At 48.5% G+C, this 17,703-nt stretch carries 17 protein-coding genes; 6 read left to right on the forward strand and 11 right to left on the reverse strand.

What is annotated here, in order from left to right; genetic code table 11:
- Nucleotides 1-5 precede the first annotated feature (5 nt).
- The 6 genes from QM717_RS06050 to trmD form a co-directional block, all read right to left on the reverse strand.
- The gene (locus QM717_RS06050; RefSeq protein ID WP_415035837.1) at nucleotides 6-1,898 is read right to left on the reverse strand and encodes a T9SS type B sorting domain-containing protein; all 1,893 of its coding nucleotides are present in this window, start codon (nucleotides 1,896-1,898) and stop codon (nucleotides 6-8) included.
- A gap of 200 nt (nucleotides 1,899-2,098) precedes the next feature.
- Nucleotides 2,099-3,322: an NADP-dependent isocitrate dehydrogenase gene (locus QM717_RS06055; protein WP_415035839.1), complete on the reverse strand. Its 1,224-nt coding sequence runs from the start codon at nucleotides 3,320-3,322 to the stop codon at nucleotides 2,099-2,101.
- A 197-nt stretch (nucleotides 3,323-3,519) separates the two neighbouring features.
- Entirely contained in the window at nucleotides 3,520-3,870 is a 351-nt protein-coding gene (rplS, locus tag QM717_RS06060) for a 50S ribosomal protein L19 (protein WP_415035841.1), read from the reverse strand.
- Nucleotides 3,871-4,358: 488 nt separating this feature from the next.
- Nucleotides 4,359-5,219 carry an HAEPLYID family protein gene (locus QM717_RS06065; RefSeq protein WP_415035843.1) on the reverse strand — a complete coding sequence of 287 codons (861 nt, stop codon included), beginning with the start codon at nucleotides 5,217-5,219 and terminating at the stop codon, nucleotides 4,359-4,361.
- 72 nt (nucleotides 5,220-5,291) lie between these two features.
- Entirely contained in the window at nucleotides 5,292-5,660 is a 369-nt protein-coding gene (locus QM717_RS06070; RefSeq protein WP_415035845.1) for a hypothetical protein, read from the reverse strand.
- 150 nt (nucleotides 5,661-5,810) lie between these two features.
- Entirely contained in the window at nucleotides 5,811-6,488 is a 678-nt protein-coding gene (trmD, locus tag QM717_RS06075) for a tRNA (guanosine(37)-N1)-methyltransferase TrmD (protein ID WP_415035847.1), read from the reverse strand.
- Between the two features lie 180 nt (nucleotides 6,489-6,668).
- Here trmD and QM717_RS06080 point away from each other — a divergent pair, with 180 nt between their 5' ends.
- The 3 genes from QM717_RS06080 to QM717_RS06090 all read left to right on the forward strand — a co-directional run bounded on the left by QM717_RS06080 (nucleotide 6,669) and on the right by QM717_RS06090 (nucleotide 9,227).
- On the forward strand, nucleotides 6,669-7,826 hold the full coding sequence (locus QM717_RS06080; protein ID WP_415035849.1) for an MFS transporter: 1,158 nt from the start codon (nucleotides 6,669-6,671) through the stop codon (nucleotides 7,824-7,826).
- Between the two features lie 62 nt (nucleotides 7,827-7,888).
- Entirely contained in the window at nucleotides 7,889-8,821 is a 933-nt protein-coding gene (locus tag QM717_RS06085; protein ID WP_415035851.1) for a peptidylprolyl isomerase, read from the forward strand.
- A 76-nt stretch (nucleotides 8,822-8,897) separates the two neighbouring features.
- A complete protein-coding gene (locus QM717_RS06090; protein ID WP_415035853.1) occupies nucleotides 8,898-9,227 on the forward strand; it encodes a cytochrome c in 330 nt (109 codons plus the stop codon).
- A 59-nt stretch (nucleotides 9,228-9,286) separates the two neighbouring features.
- Here the strand turns inward: QM717_RS06090 and QM717_RS06095 are convergent, their stop codons facing one another.
- Genes QM717_RS06095 through QM717_RS06105 form a run of 3 tightly spaced genes read right to left on the reverse strand, consistent with a single transcriptional unit; the run spans nucleotide 9,287 to nucleotide 12,547 of the window.
- Nucleotides 9,287-10,567, reverse strand: a complete 1,281-nt coding sequence (locus QM717_RS06095; RefSeq protein WP_415036022.1) for a glucose-1-phosphate adenylyltransferase — start codon at nucleotides 10,565-10,567, stop codon at nucleotides 9,287-9,289.
- Nucleotides 10,561-11,976 carry a glycogen synthase gene (locus QM717_RS06100; RefSeq protein ID WP_415035855.1) on the reverse strand — a complete coding sequence of 472 codons (1,416 nt, stop codon included), beginning with the start codon at nucleotides 11,974-11,976 and terminating at the stop codon, nucleotides 10,561-10,563. The genes QM717_RS06095 and QM717_RS06100 overlap by 7 nt, the downstream gene beginning before the upstream one ends.
- Nucleotides 11,977-11,992: 16 nt before the next feature.
- Nucleotides 11,993-12,547, reverse strand: coding sequence for a thioredoxin family protein (locus QM717_RS06105; RefSeq protein ID WP_415036024.1), 555 nt, complete (start codon nucleotides 12,545-12,547; stop codon nucleotides 11,993-11,995).
- Nucleotides 12,548-12,695: 148 nt separating this feature from the next.
- Here QM717_RS06105 and QM717_RS06110 point away from each other — a divergent pair, with 148 nt between their 5' ends.
- Nucleotides 12,696-13,031 (forward strand): tRNA-binding protein, encoded by a 336-nt coding sequence (locus tag QM717_RS06110; RefSeq protein WP_415035857.1) that lies wholly within the window; start codon nucleotides 12,696-12,698, stop codon nucleotides 13,029-13,031.
- A 111-nt stretch (nucleotides 13,032-13,142) separates the two neighbouring features.
- On the opposite strand, the gene QM717_RS06115 is transcribed toward QM717_RS06110, so the two are convergent.
- Both QM717_RS06115 and QM717_RS06120 read right to left on the reverse strand, forming a co-directional pair.
- Complete coding sequence (locus QM717_RS06115; protein ID WP_415035859.1) at nucleotides 13,143-13,523, reverse strand: PUR family DNA/RNA-binding protein; 381 nt, start codon at nucleotides 13,521-13,523, stop codon at nucleotides 13,143-13,145.
- 72 nt (nucleotides 13,524-13,595) lie between these two features.
- Nucleotides 13,596-15,359, reverse strand: a complete 1,764-nt coding sequence (locus QM717_RS06120; RefSeq protein WP_415035861.1) for an ABC transporter ATP-binding protein — start codon at nucleotides 15,357-15,359, stop codon at nucleotides 13,596-13,598.
- A 198-nt stretch (nucleotides 15,360-15,557) separates the two neighbouring features.
- On the opposite strand from QM717_RS06120, the gene QM717_RS06125 reads away from it, so the two are divergent.
- A complete protein-coding gene (locus QM717_RS06125) occupies nucleotides 15,558-16,661 on the forward strand; it encodes a Glu/Leu/Phe/Val family dehydrogenase (protein WP_415035863.1) in 1,104 nt (367 codons plus the stop codon).
- Nucleotides 16,662-16,788: 127 nt separating this feature from the next.
- Nucleotides 16,789-17,697 carry a transcription antitermination factor NusB gene (nusB, locus tag QM717_RS06130; protein ID WP_415036026.1) on the forward strand — a complete coding sequence of 303 codons (909 nt, stop codon included), beginning with the start codon at nucleotides 16,789-16,791 and terminating at the stop codon, nucleotides 17,695-17,697.
- Nucleotides 17,698-17,703 lie beyond the last annotated feature (6 nt).

A 17,703-nucleotide genomic window follows, 5' to 3' on the forward strand; every position in this document is an offset into this window, starting at 1 on the left:
GTCAATTATCTTTTCAAAGAAAAATGGCCTTTTACTTCTTTGTATTCAGCCGTTTTGCTTGTGAACAGGTACCAGTAGTCGCTTGAGGGCAATTGTCGGCCGTGGTAATTGCCGTCCCAGGTCGGTCTGGCCGGGGTCAGCATCGTGATCAATTTGCCATAGCGGTCAAAAATCGCCACTTTCGGATCATCGAGAAACGCCATGCCTTCAATTTCGAACAAATCGTGGTAGCCATCGGTATTCGGCGTAAAGAATTTCGGGATGAAAATAAGCAGGAATTCATATTCGTCCTCGCCGCAATTGTTGATGTCCTTGACATAGACGGTATACATTCCGCCATGGACATTGTAGAATATGTTCGAATCCTGGAAATTCGCTCCGTCCAAGGAATATTGGTAAAAACTGTCGCCTTGTGTCAAGACCGTTACGATTGTACCGTCAATCTGAACCCCTGCAATGACTGGTACTTCATGCGAATACACATAGAAATTTCTCGTGTCGCTGCAACCGTCTGCTGTAGTGGCCGTCACCGAATAATTTCCGGTTCCCGAAACCGTAATGGTTTGTGTGGTTTCGCCACCCGGAGACCAATTGTACGTCAATCCGGCAACGCCCGCATCGAGTATGGCGGTTTGCCCGGAGCAAAGATGTATGGTTTCGTCCGCCGGAAGTGTCACCGAGGTTTTGATGTCCAGCATCACCGGTGTGCGGGTGTCACTGGTACAACCCGGTGCGGTATAGGCTTCGGCATAATAAGTTCCGGTTGTCGCTGGAGCGTATGTAGTGGTATTGGCGGCCAATAAGGTACCTCCTGTCGGCGCGCTGTACCAATTTACGTGTTCGCCTGTGCCGACGGTGACCACCAGGGCTGGAATCGGTTGGTTGTTGCAAATCGAGATGTCGCCATTGCTGACCGGCGGTTGTGGTTTCGGAAGAAAATTTACGGTAAATACATCCGAAAGCGTCGAACACAACGGATTCGACAGATTCGCTGCATCTTCGGCCACGCGGGTCCTGTAATATCGGGTACTGATGATGTTTGGAGTGGTGTAGGATGGCCCGACTGCGCCAGGAATATCGGCCCAGTTGACATTATCGGTACTTTGCTGCCATTGATAGACATGCGGCAGGGTGCTGACCGAATTCGCGTTGAGCACAATGTTGACCGGATTGTTGTCGACGCAAAGCGAAGTATACGTGCTTCCGACCACCGATGGAGAGGTAATCGTTACCACATCGCCGCAGGCCGAAAAGCTGATGTCGTCGAGTGCGAGATCATTCCCGCAACCGCCCACGCCGTTGTTGCGCATGCGGAGTACGACGCCGGTTTGTCCCGCGGGCATCGTAAAGGTGATCGCGTATTGGGTCCAGATGGCGGTGGCCGTTCCGTTGATCGGGCCGGTGCTTCCGGAGGCGATGAGCGCCGTTTCGGTGGAATTCCAGATTTCGAAGGTCACGTCTACCGGACGTCCCGTTCCGCCGCATGAACCGGCGGTGATGTCCAATAAGTTCATGATCCAGGCCGAAAATTCGAACGTCGTGTTGACACACAGGCCGTTGACCACCCTGCGGTAGAACTGTCCGGGCGTCAAACCGGCATTGATGATCAGTGATTTGCCTTCGAAACCATCCGGTTCGGTATCGGGCGTATGGTCAAGCGAGTTGTGCCACGAGCTGCTCAGGTTGGTATGGTAATACAAATTGTATTCGCCATCGTGCGGCATTCCCGTCGTGTAAGTATAGGTAATGGTTCCTGCGGGGAGCGCAGGTCCTTGGGTATTGCCGCTTCCGAAATTTTCCATAAAAATCGGGATGCCTTTGCTGCCAGGGCAAAAGCTCAATTGGCCATAAGTTGCGTAGGTTAAAAACAACAAAAATATGGGGAATATTTTTTTCATTTATGCCAGCTTTAATGTTCGAAAATGCCGCCAGTATCAACGCTAACAGCAGTCAAATATAGTTAAATTATAGTTAAAAACTAAAATCGGCCGAATTTCTTGGCTGTCTGGTTCAAAACTGTAATGTTCAAACTGGCTTTTGTAAATAAAAAAAGCTGCCAATACTAATATTGGCAGCTTATTTATTCGGATTCTAAATTTTAAGCGAGCTTCTTGTCAAGGTTTTCCTTGATGGCCGCGAGGAAATTCTCGGTGGTCAAATAATCATCTGCGGTCAATCCTTCTGGTTTGACAAGCATGGCCAAATCCTTGGTCATTTTGCCGCTTTCGACGGTATCGATGCAGACCTGCTCCAAGGTGTTGCAGAATTGGATCAGTTCGTTGTTGCCGTCCAATTTGCCGCGGTGTTCCAAACCTCTGGTCCAGGCGAAAATCGACGCAATCGGATTGGTCGACGTCGCACGTCCTTTCTGGTGTTCGCGGTAGTGGCGTGTTACGGTTCCGTGGGCCGCTTCGGCCTCGACCGTTTTTCCGTCAGGCGTCACCAAAACAGATGTCATCAGTCCCAAAGAACCGAATCCTTGCGCTACGGTATCCGACTGTACGTCGCCGTCATAATTCTTACAAGCCCAAACGAATCCACCGCTCCATTTCATCGCCGAAGCGACCATGTCGTCGATGAGTCGGTGTTCGTATACCATGCCGTTCTTGTCGAAATCGGCTTTGTAATGCTGCTGGTATACTTCTTCGAAAATGTCCTTGAAACGTCCGTCGTAGGCTTTCAGGATGGTGTTTTTCGTAGAAAGGTACAAAGGCCATTTTTTGGTGAGTGCCATCTGGAATGAAGAATGCGCAAATCCGTAGATGCTCTCATCGGTGTTGTACATCGACATGGCCACGCCGTCGCCCTTGAAATCGTACACTTTCCACTCGGTGGTTTCGCCGGCTTCGTTCGTGAACGACATCGTGAGCGTTCCTTTGCCTTTGATCACTTTATCGGTCGCCTTGTATTGGTCGCCGAACGCGTGACGTCCGATGACGATCGGTTTGGTCCAGCCCTGTACATAACGCGGTACGTTGCTCATGATGATCGGTTCGCGGAAAACGGTTCCGCCCACGATGTTGCGGATGGTGCCGTTGGGTGATTTCCACATTTCGGAAAGGTTGAATTCCTTGACGCGTTCTTCGTCAGGTGTAATCGTCGCGCATTTGATGCCGACGTTGTATTTCTTGATGGCTTCGGCCGAATCGATCGTGATTTGGTCTTTGGTGGCCTCTCTGCTTTCGATGCCTAAATCGTAGTATTTGATGTCGAGGTCTAAATAAGGAAGGATGAGTTTTTCTTTGATGAACGACCAGATGATGCGCGTCATTTCATCGCCGTCCAGTTCTACAACCGGATTGGCTACTTTGATCTTTGCCATTGTTACATATTTTTTGTTTGCGGAAACAAAGATAAGAAAATAGGGCATTGGCAAACCCACTTTATCAACTATAACGATTGATTTGCGGATTTCGTAAAATAGCCGATTTTAAATAACAAATTGTCAATTTAAAAGAAAAATTTTGTCAAAAAAAAGTCCCGAACAATGTCGGGACTTCCATTTTCAAGAGCGATTGATTAACGTCTCTTATCTTTGATTTTCGCTTTCTTACCAGTAAGTTCTCTGAAGTAGAAAATACGGGCTCTGCGAACGTGACCTGTCTTGTTGATCTCAATTTTCTGCAAGGCAGGCAAATTGATCGGGAAGATACGCTCCACGCCAACTGAACCCGACATTTTACGGATGGTAAAAGTCTCAGTAGCACCTGAACCTCTTCTCTGGATGACAACGCCTTTGAAAAACTGCGTTCTTGTTTTCTCACCTTCCTTGATTTCGTAGTAAACGGTGATGGTGTCTCCGGCTCCAAACTCCGGGAAATCTTTCTTTACGATTAATTCGTCCTGAACGAATTTCATTAAATCTGCCATGATTAATGGTTTAAAAGTTTTAAGATAGAGCAACTTTCACGGATCTCGTCAGAGGTTGGTCCAAATGTGGGCGCAAATGTAATTAATAATTGATAATTAACAATGGATAATTTGAAAAAAATCTAAATTATTCATTTTCAAGAGCTCATCCCGCTTTTCGTTGCAATCTTTTACAGCCTCCGCTGCGCTGTGGCCGTAATAGGATTTCCACTGCAATCGGGGCTAGGGCTTCGTCGTTACTATTCAAATATTTCAATACAAGGCCAACGCGCCGCCTGGCTCCATCGCTAAATCAGTCCACCGGACTGATTTTTAACGCTCGGCCCTAATCGGGGCTAGGGCATTGTTGTTCCATTCAAATTTTGGAGAACCAAGAACCAAGAGCCAAGAACCAAGAGGCAAGAACCAAGAATCAAGAGCCAAGAATCAAGACAGTAGTCTGTCGTCTGGCAGCGCAGCGATCTTGGTTCTGGCAGCGCAGCGGTCTATCAATGTCCCGGCTCATAAATCAAACGCAAAAACGTACTAAACCGTTCATTTTCGCGGCTGATCGGAATCCCGGTCACAATCCCGATCATCATCTTTTCGGTCACGCCCACACGCATCTGCGGCCGAATCGTCATATCGAAATCGCTTTTGTGCAATTCCTTGTTGAATTCCACCCCGATAAAATTGCGTGTCCCCGGAATCATGTAATGGAAATTGCTGTTGATCTGCCAGACGGTTTCCAGCGCATGATGACCAAAATGTTGGATGAACTGTGGGCCTGTATACAACAAGCTATGGAAATGACTGCCCCAGCGTTTGGCCGCGACCAAGAAAGGGTTGTACACATTTCCCGTAAAAAGCTTCGAATCGCCATATCGGTCAAAGTCGTTGAGCTCGAATTCCTGGATGTAACCCAAAGCCATCGAGGTCTTGCATCGCTCCGATACGAGAAAGGTATACTGCGCCGCAAGCTTCAAACTGTTGAGGCGGCTGCCCGGCGCTTCGGCTCCGTGGGTCGTCGGGTAATACAACGAAAATGGCAATTCGACCTCGAGCCCGAGCCGGTCGGCTGGTGCCCATTCATATTCGACCAGTGCGGTGTATTCGTCATGGTCGTTGTGGTCGGTGATGCCGAGCCCGACGTTCCATTCGCGTTCGCCCTTGCGCGCACCCAAATCGCGGATCAGGTCGATGTACAACGGTTCGGCGTGCAGGATCTTGAGCGGTTCTTTCTGGTCTTGGACTTCGGCGATGTAAAGGCTGTCCTCGATCGCATTTTGTTGTTGTTCGGTTTGGGAAAAAGCCTTGGCGCCAAAGCACAGCAAGGTCATCGGAAGAATTCCGTATATTATGAATTTCATGATTGTTGAATTAAAATGAATGAATAAAGGATTGCTTCGCCAAAGGCAAAGACTTTAAATTCAAAAAGACAATCAGGCTTCCGGTGGGGGCGAAAAGTTGCGGTTGGTGGTTTGCGGCCAGGAAGTCGGCCTGAAAAAGTAGGGATTTCCTGCAACCGGTTCCAAAGTCAACCCGGCAACAAAATCATGCGGAAGGATAAAATAATCGACGGCGATTTTTTTACCCGACGTCTCATCGCTCGCATCGTCGTCATCGTATTCGGCAATCACATCACCGAGATCGGCGACTTGTTCCAATAAAATCTCCACGACGCTTTCCTGTTCGTTGTAACCCAAATCTTCAGTCGCCCAAATGTTCGAGGCATCGGGCGCATCGACACTGCAATTGAGCAACTGCAGCGCCATAAACAGGCAGGTGTATTTGAGTAAGAAGGATTTCACGGGGTAAAGATAAAGATTTTGAGAGCCAAGAACCAAGAGCCAAGAATCAAGAGCCAAGAACCAAGAGCCAAGAGCCCAGAATCAAGACAGTGGTCTGTCGTCTGGCAGCGAAGCGGTCTTGGTTCTAGTAGCGAAGCGGTCTAAACAAGTTTATTCTCCCAGCAAATCCGGCCTACGGTTTTTCGTATGTTCATACGCCATGTCCTCGCGCCATTTTTCAATCTTGGCCGCATGGCCGCTCGTCAAAACCTCGGGGACTTTCCAGCCCTTGTATTCGGCTGGTCTGGTATACACCGGCGGAGCCAATAAATTGTCCTGGAACGAGTCGGTCAAGGCCGAAGTCTCATCGCTCAAAACCCCCGGAATCAATCGGATCAGCGCATCGCTCAACACCAAAGCGCCCAATTCGCCACCGCTGAGCACATAATCGCCAATCGAAATCTCTTTCGTGATGAACTGGTCGCGCACGCGCTGGTCGACGCCTTTGTAATGGCCGCACAAAATAATGATATTTTCATACGACGACATGCGGTTGGCCATCGGTTGGTTCAGCGTTTCGCCGTCGGGTGTCATGTAAATGATTTCGTCGTACGCGCGCTCGCTTTTGAGTTTGGCGATGCAATCGTCGATCGGCTGGATCATCATGACCATGCCCGCGCCGCCGCCAAATTGGTAATCGTCCACGCTTTTCTGCTTGTTCAGGGTGTAATCGCGCAGGTTGTGGAAATGCACCTCGACCAAGCCTTTGTCGATGGCGCGTTTCATGATCGAAGCCTCGAACGGGCTGCGCAGTAATTCGGGAAGTACGGTGATGATGTCGATTCTCATGGAGTGCCTGAGTAGCTGAGTGCCTTAGTGCCTGAGCTTGGTTGCAAAGTTACAAAGTATAATTATTTTTAGGAGCTGATTCCCGCTTTCCGTTGCAATCTTTTTGTTCTTAAAGAACAAAAAGGATTTTCACTGCAATCGGGGCTAGGGCAGCGTGTAAGAAAACCGTACTTTTGCCGCATGAATCTCTCCAAATCCATCGTCCTGTTTATGTCGGCCTGCACGGGGCTTATCGTAGCCAACCTGTATTACTGCCAGCCGCTGATTGTTTTGATTGCCAACGAATTTTCAATCCCCGAAAGCCAAGCCGGCACGATCGCCTATTTTACACAGGGCGGTTACGCGATCGGTTTGTTTTTCATGGTGCCGCTCGGCGACAAAATCGAGCGCAAGAAACAAATTTTATTGACGTTGTTGGCGTCGGTGGTTGCGCTAATTTTGGCCGCCACAGCCCAGAGCTTTCTGTTGTTGCAGATTGCCTCTTTGCTCATCGGGGCCACCTCGATTGTGCCGCAACTCATTTTACCATTGGCCGCCTCGCTGACCCAGCCCGAAAACCGCGGCAAGGTGGTCGGTACGATTATGAGCGGACTGCTCGTCGGTATTTTGCTTTCGCGCACCCTGAGCGGTGTCGTGGGCGAACTGTTCGGTTGGCGCAGCATGTTCTGGATCGCCGCCGGGATTTGCCTGGGCATCGCCTTATTGATCAAAAAAATATTTCCATTGAGCCAGCCTTCCTTTGCCGGAAGCTATGGCCAATTGCTGCATTCGCTCACCCAGCTCATCAAAACCCAACCGGTATTGCGCGAAGCGACCCTGATCAATGCGCTCAGTTTTGCCCAGTTCGGTGCGTTCTGGACGACGATGGTGTTGCTGCTTTCGGGACAGCCGTTTCAGTACAACAGCGCCACGATTGGGATGTTTGGGATTATCGGTGCCTCTGGTGCTTTGGCTGCACCGCTCGTCGGGAAATTGGGCGACAACGGCAATCCGCGTGTGGCCATCGGTTACGGGATTGTATTGATGCTGCTCAGTTTTGTCGTTTTTTATTTTTCGGCGGCCAGCGTCGTTGGTGTAGTCATCGGCATCGTCCTGGTCGATATTGGGCTGCAGGGCGTGCACATTTCAAACCAAACCCGCATCTATGCCCTTTTGCCCGAAGCGCGCAACCGCATGAACACCGTCTATATGTCGTTTAGCTTTCTCGGTACAGCCGCGGGATCGGCTTTTGGGCTTTGGTTGTGGAGTGTTGGGAAATGGCATGGCGTAAGTTTGGGTTGTGCTACTTTGGCGGTACTTGCCCTTGTGGTTTATGCCTTGACGTACAAACGCAAATAAGACGCATGCAATCGGGCAAATATCCCTATCTTTGCAGCTTCAAACTTTAAAATAAGACAACCATGGAAAACGGAATATACGCCAAATTCAACACCACAAAAGGTTCGATTTTGGTCAAACTCACGCACGATCTCACACCGGGAACTGTCGGTAATTTTGTCGCTTTGGCCGAAGGAAACCTCGAGAACAGCGCCAAGCCACAAGGAACTCCTTATTACAACGGACTCAAATTCCACCGTGTCATCCCCGATTTTATGATCCAGGGCGGTGACCCGAACGGAACGGGTTCAGGTGGGCCGGGTTACCAATTCGACGACGAATTCCACCAAGATTTACGCCACGATGGCCCGGGTGTTTTGTCGATGGCCAATGCAGGGCCGGGCAGCAACGGTTCGCAGTTTTTCATCACGCATGTCGCCACGCCTTGGCTTGATGACAAGCATACCGTTTTCGGGAATGTGGTCGAAGGACAGGATGTGGTCGATGCGGTGGCGCAGGGCGATACGATGGATTCGGTAGAAATCCTCCGCGTAGGTGAGGAGGCACAAAAATGGAATGCGGTCGAAGCCTTCCGTACATTCGAAGGTTCACGTGCCAAACGCGAGGCCGCAGTCCGCGAGGCCGCCGAAAAGAAAATGGAGGAACTCGCTGCTGGTTTCGATAAGACCGATAGTGGTTTGCGCTACAAATTCATCCAGAAAGGAAACGGAAAGAAAGCCGAGAAAGGCCGTACCGTTTCGGTTCATTATTCGGGTTCGCTCGAAAACGGAAAAGTATTCGACAATTCGTATTCAAGAAAAAAACCGATCGAATTCCCGCTCGGCATGGGACACGTGATCGAAGGCTGGGACGAAGGCATTGCATTGTTGCAGGTAGGTGACAAGGCGCGTTTCGTGATCCCTTCGCATTTGGGCTACGGTTCACGTGGCGCCGGAGGAGTAATACCGCCTGACGCGACGCTTATTTTCGACGTCGAATTGATGGATGTAAAATAACTGTAAACATTGTAAATTATAGTCCCGGGCGCAGCGATGTTCCCGGGATTTTTTTATTTTTACGCAAAACAACGATATGAAGTCAAAAATAATCTGCGCTGCTTTCTTTGGCATATTGGTTTACGCCTGTGCGCCCAAAGTCAGCGTCTCCGCCACGAAACCCGATCCGGTCCAGGTGCCGCCCAAAGTCGCTTCACTCGAAGAAGAAAAACCGATTTCCAACGACCTGGCCGCCGGAAAATCACTGTACGAAAACAATTGTGCGAAATGCCATGACCTGTATGCGCCCACCGATTTCACCAAGGAACAATGGGGGCCGATCATCAAACGCATGCAGCCCAAGGCACGTATCGATGACGCCACAACGGCGAGTATCCACAATTACATCGTTTCCAATTTGAATTAACTTCAAAAGCGATAAAAAAAGCACTCTCAATCGGAGTGCTTTTTTTATGGCTGTAATGATCAAATCGTAAATCCGTCGGGAATCGTCACGCCTTTCTTGACGACGATAATGCCATCCTTGACCGTATACAACGGCGTGTTGACATCCTGTAAATGCGGGCCGCCGTTGAGCGTGACATCGTTTCCGATGCGGCAATTCTTGTCGACGATCGTGTAGCTGATTTTACAACGCTGGCCGATCCCGATGTTGATGACCTGGTTCATTTCATTGGCCGTCAATTCGTCGATATTCTGGTAAAAATCGCTACCCATGATGTAACATTTCTGGATGACTGAATCGCTGCCGATACGTGAACGGATGCCGATCACCGAATCTTCGATCGTGCAATGGTCGAGAATACATCCTTCCGAAACGATCGATTGTTTGACCGTCGTGGTTCCGGTGATTTTCGATGGCGGCAAAATGCGCGATCTCGTGTAGACGCGGTTCTTGTCGTCGAACAGGTTGAACTGCGGGATCTCGTCGGTCAGGCCGAGGTTGGCCTCAAAGAACGAATCGATGTTCCCGATATCGGTCCAATAGCCTTCGTATTGAAAACTGAGCACTTTCTGGTTGTCGATCGACTGCGGGATGATTTCCTTGCCAAAATCCTTGGTGTCGGGATTCGACATGAGTTGGACGAGCAAATCGCGGTTGAAGATGTAGATTCCCATCGAGGCCAAATAATTGCGGCCGCCCTGTTGCATTTCCTCGCTTGTTTCAGAAGTCCACTGTGGCAATAAATCACGGTGCGGTTTTTCGATAAATGAAGTAATGATGCTGTCTTCGTTGGTCTTGAGGATGCCAAATTCAGGCGCTTCCTTGGCCGTTACGGGCAGGGTTGCAATCGTGATCGACGCGCCGCTCTCCTTGTGTGCCTGGATCATTTCGTTGAAATTCATCTGGTACAACTGGTCGCCCGACAGAATCAGCGCATAATCGAACTGGTGGTTCATAAAATGCTGCATGCATTGGCGTACGGCATCGGCGGTTCCCTGGAACCAGGTCGGGTTGTCGGGTGTCTGTTCGGCGGCCAGGATATCGACGAACGCGCGGCTGAACGTACTGAACAAATAGGTGTTCTTGATGTGTTGGTTGAGCGAGGCCGAGTTGAATTGCGTCAGTACAAACATGCGCTTGATGTCCGAATTGATACAGTTCGAGATCGGGATGTCGACGAGGCGGTATTTCCCGCCAATCGGTACGGCAGGTTTCGAACGGCTTTCGGTAAGCGGCGCGAGCCTTGATCCTTGCCCGCCGCCCAAAATAATGGCTAAAATATCGTTGTTCATAATTAATATGTTAGGGATTGATAGAGTTGTATGTAATGCTCGGCGGCCTTGTCCCACGAATGGTCTATTTTCATCGCGGTCTGGCGCACTTCGTCAAAATGTTTCTTGTCGTTGAACAAATCGATGCCGCGTGTGATTGAATAATTCACGTCGTGCACGCTCGTCTGGTCGTGGCAAATCCCAAATCCGCCGTCGCCGATGTCGAGGACGGTGTCCTTGAGTCCGCCTGTCCGTCGTACAATCGGGACCGTGCCATAACGCAAGGCGTACATCTGGTTCAAACCGCAAGGTTCGACACGCGAAGGCATGAGCAGGAAATCGGCACCGGCATAGAAAATATGCGCGAGTTTTTCGTTGTAGCCGATGTAGCAATTGTAATAACCGGGATAGAAATGCTTGAGCCCGTTGAGCGCGTTTTCGACTCCGGTATCGCCCGAGCCCAAAATCAGGATGTTGATTTCGCCCGGGTTGTAGTTGAGCGCGACGCTGCAAATCTGCGGCAATAAATCGGCGCCTTTTTCACCGACCAATCTGCCGATAAACGTAAACAAGGGTTTGTCCGGATTGAGATCGAATTGCTCGCACAGGAATTTTTTGCTCTTGGCTTTTCCGGCCTTGAAATTCTTGAGATCGTAATGGTGGTCGAGCATCGGGTCGGTTTTTGGGTTCCAGACGATCGTGTCGATTCCATTTAAGATTCCGATGGATTTTGGACGCTCGTATCTTAATAAATTTTCCAAACCATTGGCATTTTCGCTGATCTCATCGAGGTAACTCGGCGAAACCGTCGTGATTTTCCAGGCGCATTTGATCGCCGAAGCCAGCGGATTGATGATGCCGTTCCATTCGAGAAACCCGGTGCGCGAACGATCGAAGTCGGGTACATAATGCAATTTGTCAAACCCGAACCAGCCTTGGTATTGGCCATTATGAATCGTCAAAACCGTCGGCGTACCTTGCAGTTGCTGGTAATTGTAGCAATTGGCAACCATAAACGGAATGAGTCCCGTGTGGTGGTCATGGCAATGCAATACATCAGGACGCTGTTGGGTTTCGGTGAGCCAATTCAGGAAAGCGATCTGGAACGCGGTAAATCGTTCCGTATCATCATCGTATGAATATACATTCGGTCGGTTGAACAAATCGGGAATCGCAATCAGGTACAATTCAAACCCGAGTTTGTTGGTCTGTTCCCGAAGCACCGTGTAATCGAAAATAAACTGCCCGAGCCGCAACTTGCCTTGGTGCACCGTGTCGAACACATTTTCGTTGGTGAACTTATTGTCGTAACCCGGCACGACCACTTTGGCGTCATGGCCGAGTTCGTTCTGGTATTTGGGCAAAGCGCCAACAACGTCAGCAAGACCACCCACTTTGGCGACCGGGTAACATTCGGCACTGATATGAAATAGGTTCATCGTAGTTTCTTAAAAGTTATTTCCATTTGATGTTGCAGCCCAGACTCGGTTTCTGAGGCCAGGCCAATACGCGGTTGTAGATCACGGCATCGATGGCGCTGCGCAGATCGCTTCCGCTGAGCGGGATGTTGTTGCCTGGACGCGAATCGTCGAGTTGGCCGCGGTAAAACAGTTTGTCGTTGTTGTCGAACAAATAAAAATCGGGCGTACAGGCCGCGTCGAACGCCTTGGCGACTTCCTGGCTTTCATCATACAAATACGGGAAATCGATTTTGTTCCGGAACGCAAATTCGGTCATTTCCTCGGGGCCGTCCTGCGGATATTTGACCACGTCGTTGCTCGATATCGCAATAATACCGATGCCTTGTACGCGGTAATCGTTCACGATCATCAAAATCTCACTGAGCACATGGTGTACGAACGGGCAATGGTTGCAGAGGAACATTACAAGCGTTCCCTTGCTGCCTTTGAGGTCGTCGAAGGAATAATGGTAATTGGAATTTGTGTCCTTGAGCCGGAATGCCGGTGCGAGCGTTCCGAGTGCTAACATATTCGATGGGGTTTGCGCCATGATCGGTTCAAGATTCGTTGTTGGACGTTCGGCGTTCAACATTCAAAATCTAAAATAGCAAATAAAATTAACAAAAACACACGCCAAGCCGCTGTAAATGCAAACTTTTCTTTTTTTTAAATTTGTGTTCTCATTTTATCAATACACTATGGAACTGACCTGGGCAGAATTTGAAAAAACCGACATGCGTGTGGGCACGATCATCGAAGTCAACGACTTTCCCGAAGCGCGCAAACCTGCTTACCAATTGACGATCGATTTCGGCGATGCGATCGGCATCCGAAAATCATCGGCGCAAATCACCAAGCGCTACACCAAAGAAGATTTGTTGGACCGCCAAATTGTGGCCGTGGTCAATTTCCCGAAGAAACAAATCGGTAAATTCATGAGCGAATGCCTCGTGCTCGGCGCGGTAGGTGCGGAAGGCGATGTGGTTTTGTTGTCGCCTGATTTTAAGGTTGAAAATGGTTTGCGGATTGCGTAGAGAACGCTTCGCTGATAGAGGAAAGACCGCTGCGCTGCAAGAGCCAAGACTTTGGGAAATAAAAAACGGAAACCTTTCGATTTCCGTTCTTCAAATTTATAATCGTTCCGATCAAATATCATCAAAATCAACATCGGTAAAACTGCTGACCGGCGCTTCGGTTTCCTGTGTTCTTTCCGAGGTATGGTATTCTTTCTTGAAGTCTTTTTGGTGTCTTTCCGAGATCACTTCCTCGCCTTTGTGGTTGAGGACATACGAGGTCATGTCTTCGAGGATTTCCGAGAAAGCGGCGAAGTCTTCCTTGTACAGATAAATCTTGTGTTTCTTGAAATGGAACGACCCGTCTTCTTCGGTAAATTTCTTGCTTTCGGTGATGGTAATGTAGTAATCGTCGGCTTTCGTGGCTCTTACGTCGAAGAAGTAAGTCCTTCTTCCGGCTCTTAAAACTTTGGAAAAAATTTCCTCTTTTTCCAGCATGTCGTTTTCTCTCATAATCCTTCTCGGTTAGTTTTTTTGGTTTAAATACCTTCCAAAAATGGTAAAAAAAGTATTATAAAACAACAGTTAACTTAATTCTTTTTCCGAAAGTTGTTTGAGGTACAATTCTTTGTAATAACCGTCCTGATTTACAAGCTGATTGTGAGAACCTTGCTGGATGATACGGCCTTCGTCGAGGATAATAATCTGGTCGGCGTTGCGTGCCGAGGAGACGCGATGGCTCACAATAATTGTCGTTTTGTCCTTGCAGAATTCGAGCAAATTATTGAGGATCGTTTCTTCGGTTTCCGTGTCAACGGCCGAAAGACAGTCATCGAGCAACAGGATTTCGGGGTCTTTGATGATGGCGCGTGCAATCGAAACGCGTTGTTTTTGTCCGCCCGATAAAGTAATGCCGCGCTCGCCCAAAATGGTTTCGTACTGCAAATTGAAATTGACGATATTGTCGTGCACGACCGCTTTCTTGGCTGCGTCGATGACTTCCTCGTCGGTCGCGTCTTCCTTGCCGAATTTGATGTTGTTCTTGATCGTATCCGAAAACAAAAACGCATCCTGCGGCACAATCCCTATGCTGTTGCGCAGATCATATAAATTGACCTGGGAAATCTCCCTGCGATCGATTTGAATGTGCCCGCTGCTCACGTCATACAATCGGCTGATCAATGACAACACGGTCGATTTTCCCGAACCGGTCTTGCCCAAAATCGCCAAGGTCTGGCCTTTGTGGATCGTAAACGAAACATCCTTGAGCGCGGTGATGTTGGTGTCGTCATAGGTAAAAGTGACATTTTCGAAAGTAATCTCGCCGTTGATTTCGGAAGGCTCGGGGTGTTTGTTGACGATTTCGGGTAATATTTTAAGGAATTCGTTGATGCGTTTTTGCGAGGCTTCGGCTTCCTGTACCATCGACGATACCCAGCCCAACGAGGCGACCGGCCAGGTCAATCGGTTCACGTATAAAATGAATTCGGCAATCGTACCGAGGCTTTTGATTTGTCCGTTGATGTACATCACACCGCCGACATAAATAACGACGAGGTTGCTGACACCAATGAGCGCAATCATGAGCGGCCCGAAAAGCGACTGTACCTTGGCCAGTTTCATGCTTTTGGTTTTGCTTTCTTCGGACAGGTCGGCCATGTTTTTCTGGTGCTGCTCCTCGAGCGAATAGGCTTTGATGACGCGGATTCCCGAGAAAATCTCCTGCGTAAAGCTCGATACTTTCGATAAGTTCTGTTGGAAAACCGTACTGCGCTTGTTGATTTCGGTGCTCAGTTTGAAAATAGCATACGACAGAATCGGCAATGGCAACAACGTATAAATCGTCAGCGGTTTCGAAACGGCCCACATATAACCGATGACCACGACAAACGTAATAAAGGTGTTGATTGCATACATCACCGCCGGTCCGACATACATCCGTACTTTGCCGACATCCTCGCTGATGCGGTTCATCAAGTCGCCGGTGCGGTTTTGTTTGTAGAAATTCTGCGAGAGATTTTCGTATTGGCGGAAGACTTCGTTTTTGAGGTCGAATTCGATGTGGCGCGACATCACGATCAGGGTTTGTCGCATCAGGAACGTCAGGAAACCGGCAACGATTGTCGTACCGATAATGAGTAAAATGTTGTGGATCAATTGGGTTTTGACGACCGCGGCATCGACTGTTTTGCCAGCGGCGGTGTAGGCTTCAATCGACTCGATCGAATCCTTGATCAGCTTGGGCGTATACAAAGAGAAGATTTGTGCGATTATGGTGATGACAATACCGAGAAGGAAGTGGTATTTGTATTTGATGAAATATTTATTCAAATATTGTAATTCTTTCATTTTATTGGGAAAATGTGCGCTTAAAAATGAGTGATTCGGTTAAAATGTGCTTGAAATATTAATTTGCTGATTTCTCAGCATATCCACGATTTATTAACAAATCTGTAATTAAACATAAATTTAGCACTATAATTTAAATTTAATCTTACTTTTGCGAAGTCTTTTTTGATAAAGTGACAAACTAAAATTTTAAAAAGTATGACTACAGAAATCACCACCGCAGCAGAGCTCCACAAAATCGATCCTGTTTTTGGACAACTGTCTTTCGACAATCACGAACAAATCGTTTTTTGCAACGACAAAGATACTGGTTTAAAAGCAATAATAGGAATCCATAACACAGTTTTAGGACCTGCACTCGGCGGTACGCGTATGTGGAAATATGCCAACGAATGGGAAGCGCTCAACGACGTGTTGCGTTTGTCACGCGGAATGACTTACAAGTCAGCGATTTCGGGTTTGAACCTCGGTGGCGGAAAAGCCGTCATCATCGGTGATTCCAAAGTGGACAAGACACCGGAGATGATCACCAAGTTCGGTGAATTCGTCGGTTCGTTGAGCGGCAAATACATCACGGCCGAAGACGTGGGCACAACCACCGAAGACATGGACCGCATCCACAAAGTGACCAGCTCAGTAACCGGGATTTCTGAATCGCTTGGCGGATCGGGCAATCCATCGCCGGTAACGGCTTATGGCGTGTACATGGGAATGAAAGCTGCGGCAAAATACCAATTCGGAAGCGACAACCTTTCGGGCAAGAAAGTCATGGTACAAGGCATCGGCCACGTGGGCGAGACTTTGGTGAAATATTTGACCGAAGAAGGTGCGCTCGTGCAGATTGCCGATTTGAGTCAAAGTCGTATGGAAGAAGTCGCCAAAAAATACGGCGCAACCGTTTATACTGGTTCAGATTTGTACAGCGCCGAGGTTGACATCTACGCACCATGTGCACTCGGGGCGACCGTCAACGACGAAACCATCGACAGACTGAAAGCCAAAGTAATCGCCGGGGCCGCGAACAACCAATTGGCCAACGAACAGGTTCACGGAAAAATCCTGCAGCAAAAAGGCATCTTGTATGCACCCGATTTCTTGATCAACGCCGGTGGCATCATCAACGTATACGGAGAAATCGTGAAATACGACAAAGCCGAGGCGATGCGCAGAACCGAAAACATCTACAACACGACACTCGACATCTTCAACCTGGCCGACAGCCAAGGATTGACCACCTATCAGGCGGCATTGGCCCTGGCCGAGAAGCGCATCGCCGACAGGAAAAAAGAAATGTCGAAATAACTTTGAAATAACAAAGGTTTCAAAATAATATTTTTATTTTTGCGGAGCGAAAGGGTCATCTTTTCGCTCCTTTAATTTTTAAAAGTTCTTACGAGTGTTAAACAGAAGACATATCCGTGTAAAAGTGATGCAATCGATCTATGCGATGCACCAAAATGGGTCTGACAGCCTGGAAAAAGAAGAAAAATTCCTGTTGTTCAGTATAGAAAATATCCAGGATCTGTACCTGATTATGTTGTCGGCGCTGATCGAGATGCGCAAGAAGGAAATCGATTTCCTCGACATTTCGGCCAAGAAACACATCGCCACCTCCGAAGACAAAAATCCCAACCGCAAGTTCGTCAATAACGTTGTTCTTGACATGTTGTCTGAGAACAATTCGCTCAGCATCGCACTCGAGAACCGCAAGATCAACAATTGGCACCTCAATGACGATTACATCCTGATTTTGCTCGGCGAACTCAAGCAAAGCGACCTCTATAAAAAGTACATGTCCAACCGCAAAAACACTTTCGAGGAAGACCGCGATTTCGTGGCCGATGTGTTCGAGATGATTGCGGCCAATGATAAACTCTATGATTACCTCGAAGATTACCGCCTCACTTTCGTGGATGACATTCCGCTCGTGAACACGCAAATCATCAAGCAATTGCGCGCGATCAAATCGGAGAAAGACGATTCGTTCCGCGTGCCGAAATTGTACAAGGACACCGAGGACAAGGAATTCGTATCGAACCTGTTCCGCAAGACCGTGCTCAACGAGGCCGAATTGTCAAAGGAATACATCGACAAAACCCCGAACTGGGACACCGAAAGGATTGCCGAAATCGATACGATCATTCTCAAAATGGCCATTTGCGAGTTCCTCAAATTTCCGTCGATTCCGGTCAAGGTAACGATCAACGAATATTTGGAAATCGCCAAGGAATATTCGACCCCAAAAAGCAGCATTTTTATCAACGGAATCCTCGACAACCTTGTCAAGGAATTCGAAACCAACAAAAAACTCCTCAAAACCGGCAGGGGTTTGATGTAAATAACC

The sequence above is a fragment of the Flavobacterium sp. genome, from assembly GCF_047602195.1.
Lineage (GTDB): Bacteria > Bacteroidota > Bacteroidia > Flavobacteriales > Flavobacteriaceae > Flavobacterium.

Bases quoted from the DNA above. Each gene is read 5' to 3' on its own strand.
- QM717_RS06050 (WP_415035837.1), bottom strand. From the start codon at position 1,898: ATGAAAAAAATATTCCCCATATTTTTGTTGTTTTTAACCTACGCAACT.
- QM717_RS06055 (WP_415035839.1), bottom strand. From the start codon at position 3,322: ATGGCAAAGATCAAAGTAGCCAATCCGGTTGTAGAACTGGACGGCGAT.
- rplS (WP_415035841.1), bottom strand. From the start codon at position 3,870: ATGGCAGATTTAATGAAATTCGTTCAGGACGAATTAATCGTAAAGAAA.
- QM717_RS06065 (WP_415035843.1), bottom strand. From the start codon at position 5,219: ATGAAATTCATAATATACGGAATTCTTCCGATGACCTTGCTGTGCTTT.
- trmD (WP_415035847.1), bottom strand. From the start codon at position 6,488: ATGAGAATCGACATCATCACCGTACTTCCCGAATTACTGCGCAGCCCG.
- QM717_RS06080 (WP_415035849.1), top strand. From the start codon at position 6,669: ATGAATCTCTCCAAATCCATCGTCCTGTTTATGTCGGCCTGCACGGGG.
- QM717_RS06085 (WP_415035851.1), top strand. From the start codon at position 7,889: ATGGAAAACGGAATATACGCCAAATTCAACACCACAAAAGGTTCGATT.
- QM717_RS06090 (WP_415035853.1), top strand. From the start codon at position 8,898: ATGAAGTCAAAAATAATCTGCGCTGCTTTCTTTGGCATATTGGTTTAC.
- QM717_RS06100 (WP_415035855.1), bottom strand. From the start codon at position 11,976: ATGAACCTATTTCATATCAGTGCCGAATGTTACCCGGTCGCCAAAGTG.
- QM717_RS06105 (WP_415036024.1), bottom strand. From the start codon at position 12,547: ATGGCGCAAACCCCATCGAATATGTTAGCACTCGGAACGCTCGCACCG.
- QM717_RS06110 (WP_415035857.1), top strand. From the start codon at position 12,696: ATGGAACTGACCTGGGCAGAATTTGAAAAAACCGACATGCGTGTGGGC.
- QM717_RS06115 (WP_415035859.1), bottom strand. From the start codon at position 13,523: ATGAGAGAAAACGACATGCTGGAAAAAGAGGAAATTTTTTCCAAAGTT.
- QM717_RS06120 (WP_415035861.1), bottom strand. From the start codon at position 15,359: ATGAAAGAATTACAATATTTGAATAAATATTTCATCAAATACAAATAC.
- QM717_RS06125 (WP_415035863.1), top strand. From the start codon at position 15,558: ATGACTACAGAAATCACCACCGCAGCAGAGCTCCACAAAATCGATCCT.
- nusB (WP_415036026.1), top strand. From the start codon at position 16,789: ATGCAATCGATCTATGCGATGCACCAAAATGGGTCTGACAGCCTGGAA.